General features: G+C 29.6%; 4 protein-coding genes. All 4 read left to right on the forward strand.

Annotated elements, in window-relative coordinates:
- The first annotated feature begins 10 nt into the window (after positions 1 to 10).
- Entirely contained in the window at positions 11 to 643 is a 633-nt protein-coding gene (locus tag V6C16_RS07680) for a pentapeptide repeat-containing protein (protein WP_333542968.1), read from the forward strand.
- Positions 644 to 799: 156 nt separating this feature from the next.
- On the forward strand, positions 800 to 997 hold the full coding sequence (locus V6C16_RS07685; RefSeq protein ID WP_333542969.1) for a hypothetical protein: 198 nt from the start codon (positions 800 to 802) through the stop codon (positions 995 to 997).
- A 625-nt stretch (positions 998 to 1,622) separates the two neighbouring features.
- Entirely contained in the window at positions 1,623 to 2,057 is a 435-nt protein-coding gene (locus tag V6C16_RS07690; protein WP_206965220.1) for a helix-turn-helix domain-containing protein, read from the forward strand.
- Positions 2,058 to 2,611: 554 nt separating this feature from the next.
- Positions 2,612 to 3,538 carry a replication initiation protein gene (locus tag V6C16_RS07695; protein ID WP_126796624.1) on the forward strand — a complete coding sequence of 309 codons (927 nt, stop codon included), beginning with the start codon at positions 2,612 to 2,614 and terminating at the stop codon, positions 3,536 to 3,538.
- Positions 3,539 to 5,067: the final 1,529 nt, after the last annotated feature.

A 5,067-nucleotide genomic window follows, 5' to 3' on the forward strand; every position in this document is an offset into this window, starting at 1 on the left:
GTGATTAAAAATGTCTATAGTTAAAATTGATAGTATTAATTTAAAAAAAATGAGTTTTTTCGATATTTATGACTTTGAGGATTTTTTTTTAGAAAATGCCTTGATAGAAAATGAGATAATAAGTGATCAATGTATTGAAAAATTATTTATTGAAGATAGTATAATCGAACACTGTGAATTAAGTGGAAATGATTTTGTTAAAGCTGAATTTACTAACTGTATATTTAAAAATTGTGATTTTTCAAATACAGTCTTATCAGAATCGGTATTGTACAAATGTGAATTTATCAATTGTAAAATGTTAGGCTTAGATATTTCCGAAGCCTATATAAATACTAATTTATTTTTAGAAAATAACATGGAAATGGTTAATTTATCAAGTGCTAATTTCAAAGAAGTTTCTTTCTCCGATTGTAATCTAACTAATACTGACTTGATAGACGCAAAGATGGTGAAAACCACATTTGACAGTTGTAAACTAGATAGTATGAATCTCACAGGAACTCTTTTAAAAAAAGTAGACATCAGTACTTGTCATTTTACTCATTTACCATTAAGTATTGAAACAATTTCTGGTAGTATCGTAAATGAACACCAAGCACTAATATTAGCAAGAGACCTTCTGAAAGTTAAAATAAAGTAGCAAACTACTCTTTAGACTAAGTATAACGTCGCTTATGTTAACTCCACTTCAATTTTTAAAATTACTTAGACTAAAATACGTCTACAGACTCATATTTAGAACAGGTTTTCATGATATATTAAATTCAATAAAAAGGATAGAAGTGGGGAGATTTTTATGAGTTATATCGCATTTTTAGTAGGGATTCTGTTTTTGGTATGGGGAACTATCCGGATGAGTACAGATTTTAAATCAAATAAAAGAGAGAATAATATTATACAACTTATTTTTACTGGACAAGCTTCAGGTATAGGACAATTCTTCTCAGGTATTATTTTTATAATTATTGGCATAGTTAGTTTGTTAGTCCAATAGACAATTTAGCTTCTTATAATTTGATTTATGTTAACTGAACTAATAAAGTACCAGATCCCTTAGTTGGATCATAGATATTTTGATAGAAAATACAAATCATGATATAATAATTCTACAAATAAGATATGCATTGAATAACCAAAAAGAGCCAGTCGGGGGCAACCGAACTGGCTCTTTTCTTTTTTCATTGCTTGTTTGACCACTTCAAACAAATAACGTGAGGCTAGCTGTCTTTCTTGTCCTTAGAATCTAGCCATTTACTAATGCTATGGGCAATAACATTAATCACGATTCCAAGTAAGACGTCAAATAAGATATGCAACTGAATAACCTCCCTTCTTGCTGAAGATTTCAGCCAAAAGGAAGACAGCAGACATATTATATCAAATTTCTTAACTGATTATTCATAAAAAAGAAATGGTTATGGTCTAAATAAATTCATATTTTCAGACTAATATATAAGCATACCAACAAAACAACCCTAACAAACTTTTTCATTTTATTTACTCCTCCAAAGTAGATAAAACAACTCCTTTTTTCCCTTAGTAATTTGCTAAGGGCTTTTTTTTTGTTAATTTCATTGTTATTATTGTTATTATCAATGAAATTAAGGAGAAACTCTTATATGATAAGCGTTACAGAGATTGCTGAAAAGTTACAAATTTCAAAAATGATGGTTTATCGTTTCATTAATAACAATGAAATTAAACATTCTGCTAAAGATGGACGGACGTTTTTGTATGATATGACTGCGTTTCAGACGATTAAAGAAGGTTTGAAAGACAAGTCAGTAATTTCATCTGATAATAACATTGAAATTACTGAAAATAAGAACGAAGAAGAATACCTTCAAATCAATGATAATGATGTTATTATTGAAATTATGAAGTCTGAAATTGAAATTAAGAACAAACAAATTGATGAATTAACTGAAATGAATAAAGCGTTAAATGTAACGCTCCAGCAACAACAACAATTACTACTTTACGAGCAACAAAAAAACACAAAACTCCTAGAAGAAAATATAGAAAATAAAAAATGGTGGCAGTGGTGGAAATAATATAGCTTTTTATTCTTATCATTTGCTACTGATTTTAAATCTAGGGTTGTTAGGGTTTACCCTGACCGTCTGTAAGACGTTTTATTTATCAAACTAAGAGTTTTAACTAAATGAGCTTAAATAGCTCTTTTTTGCGTTTTAAGGCTATTGAATAGTTTCCTTAAAGAAATGTTTTAGGTTTTAGCGAAGGAGCGTATAGCGACTGCTGCAAGTTTAATGTGAGAGAGTTTTTCTCTCACTCCTTTTTTATATCTTTTAATCTTACGCATAGATCAATTTAACAAAAAAAGTGATTTTTAGGTGGGAAAAATAGAGTACCTTTTTTATAACTTCTTTTATAACCTCTTTTAAACCTCTTTTAGACACTAGTTGAGCCTTACTCTCCCAAGGGTTTGCAAATGTTTAAAACTACATTTTGTCTGTTTATCAACTACATTTTGTCTGTTTATCAACTACATTTTGTCTGTTTATTGACTACATTTTGTCTGTTTATTGACTACTGATTAAAACTACGGTATTATTAATTGGTAGTTTTAATCAGTAGGAGGGATATTATGTCCAACGAAATAATTAAGTATCACACCGAATTAAATACAATACCATTAAGAAAGTTTACTCCTGTAGAAATGAATCTGTTTTTTTCTATTGTTTCTCGAATGCGTGATAAAGGTACTCAAAAAATTCAATTTACTTTTGATCAGCTAAAAGATTTAAGTAATTACAAAGCAACTGCTAATGTGAGATTTATTGATGATTTGGAAACTACTTATGATAAATTAATGGACTTAAGATTTGGTCGTCGTAGTGCTGATGGATTAGAACGAGAGAGATTTGTTATGTTTAATGAGTTTCAAATTAAAGGTAAAGCTGATGTACCTTATGCAGAAATTCAAATTCACGAAAAAGCATTACCTTTGCTTAATAATTTAGATGAATGGGTTAGATATTCTCTTCAACAATTTACTGAATTACAAAGCAGTTATTCAAAAACAATGTTTAGATTATTAAAGCAATTTAGAACTACAGGTTATGCATATTTTTCTAAAGAAGATTTTTTTGAATTATTAGATATTCCTAAAAGTTATTGGAATAAGCCTGCTAATATAGATTCTCGTATTTTAAAACCTATTAAAGAAGAACTGACTCCCTTATTTAGAGGACTAACAATTAAAAAGAAACATGGAAAAGGAAGAGGTAAACCGGTCATAGGTTATCAATTTTCTTTTAAAGCTGAAGCAAAAAATGCTGATGATTTTTCTAAAGGAGAACGAGAAAATTTACGAATCAAAATGTTTAACATTGAACACAACGGAGAACTTTCTCAGGAAGAAAAATGGGTCGCAAAAGATAAAGTTTTAGGGTTAAAAATCGGAACTCATGAAGCAGATTATTACAGCCAGCAACAAAAAGAATCAGACAAAATAGAAGAAGAAAAATTAAGAAAAGATTTGCTTAAAGAACTACAAAATGGCTTTAAATAAAGAAAAAAAGGAATGTAACATTTGATGTATCATTCCTTTTTTCTATGTATCATTTAATACATCATTCACTTAAATCTATGTGTTTTCTACTTAATTCTATACATCATTTGATACATCATTCGCTATTTTTATACATCATTTAATACATCATTTGCCACTTTTTTGAGAAAGGTTTTTAGGGGTTAGAAACACTGTAGGCACAGCCTACAGACGACTTGTGACTTAGAAAGTGGGCCCACTTTCTCTTATGCTCTTACGAATTAGTTTGTACTTATCTAGTTTTACTACTCTTAGCTTTTATCTTTTACATGAGCGTAGCGAATTTTAACCAACACGCTTGACGAAAAAAGAGAGAAGATTAGACATGAACTTCTCTCTTTTTTAGCACGATAGACACCAAAAAATTTTGGTGGGTATAAGTGCGCCCTTAGCGATTATCGAATCAAATTTATTTGGTGCGTATAAGTGCGCCCTCATAAAAAAATCGGGAGGAATTTCCATGACAGATAAACAAGTGGAATCAAAAATTTATCAGATAGAATTACTCAATGAATTTTCTATGTCTGTTTATAATCGACTGCTATGACACGTCCATAAAAACAAAATTGATTTAACTCATCAAGCTCATCAAGAAAACTTTATCGTGTTGCTTTTTCATCAGTTAGAAGAAACTCTAAGTCTTAACTTATTCAAAAAAGAATTAAAAGAGCTAGAAGAAATAAAACACTACTGGATAACCATGAACTCCCTCAAAAAAGAAATATGCGCTTCTGACGTTCAAACAGATTAAATTAAAAGTGTTCTTCATTAAGCGTCTTTCAGACGGTTAGGACAAGCCCTAACAACCCAAAAATAATCGAGAGAATCGACAAACAAAGACCAGGAGAAACGTTCTTCACTTTGAAGATCTTTCTCCTGGTCTTTTTAGTTGGTCTTAGGTAACACCTAACAAGCTCTTTTTGGGTTCTCCACGTGGAAACCCGTTGCTTGCCTTATCGAATTTAATAACAGATCTCGTTCAAACTCGTTTTGATATTTCACTATCTCGCAAAAAAAGAAGCCTAATTTCTAGGGCTTCTTTTTTTATTTTGAGGTAGACCTTTTCGGATTCACAATCTCACCGTCTGTAACCCTTGGTAAACGTGCTGCTTGGTTAAATGGAGATTATGTTAAGCAATAGATTAGATAACTGAAAATAGTTCATTCGACATAATATTTTTATTCAATTATAAAAATTCAATTAGAATTAAACTATTTTAGGTTATCTCTCGATGTTTGAGAGGTTTTCAATTTTTTTTTTTAACTATCCCTTGCATAAATAGCCTTTAAAATACTCATTTTAATTTAATACAAGGAATATTTAAGTTGATATACTAAAGCAGATTTAATATTTCTAATGGGAGTGATTAAAAATGTCTATAGTTAAAATTGATAGTATTAATTTAAAAAAAATGAGTTTTTTCGATATTTATGACTTTGAGGATTTTTTTTTAGAAAATGCCTTGATAGAAAATGAGATAATAAGTGAT

Origin of the sequence: Desulfovibrio sp. 1188_IL3213 (assembly GCF_036763145.1) — a bacterium.
GTDB lineage: Bacteria > Desulfobacterota > Desulfovibrionia > Desulfovibrionales > Desulfovibrionaceae > Desulfovibrio.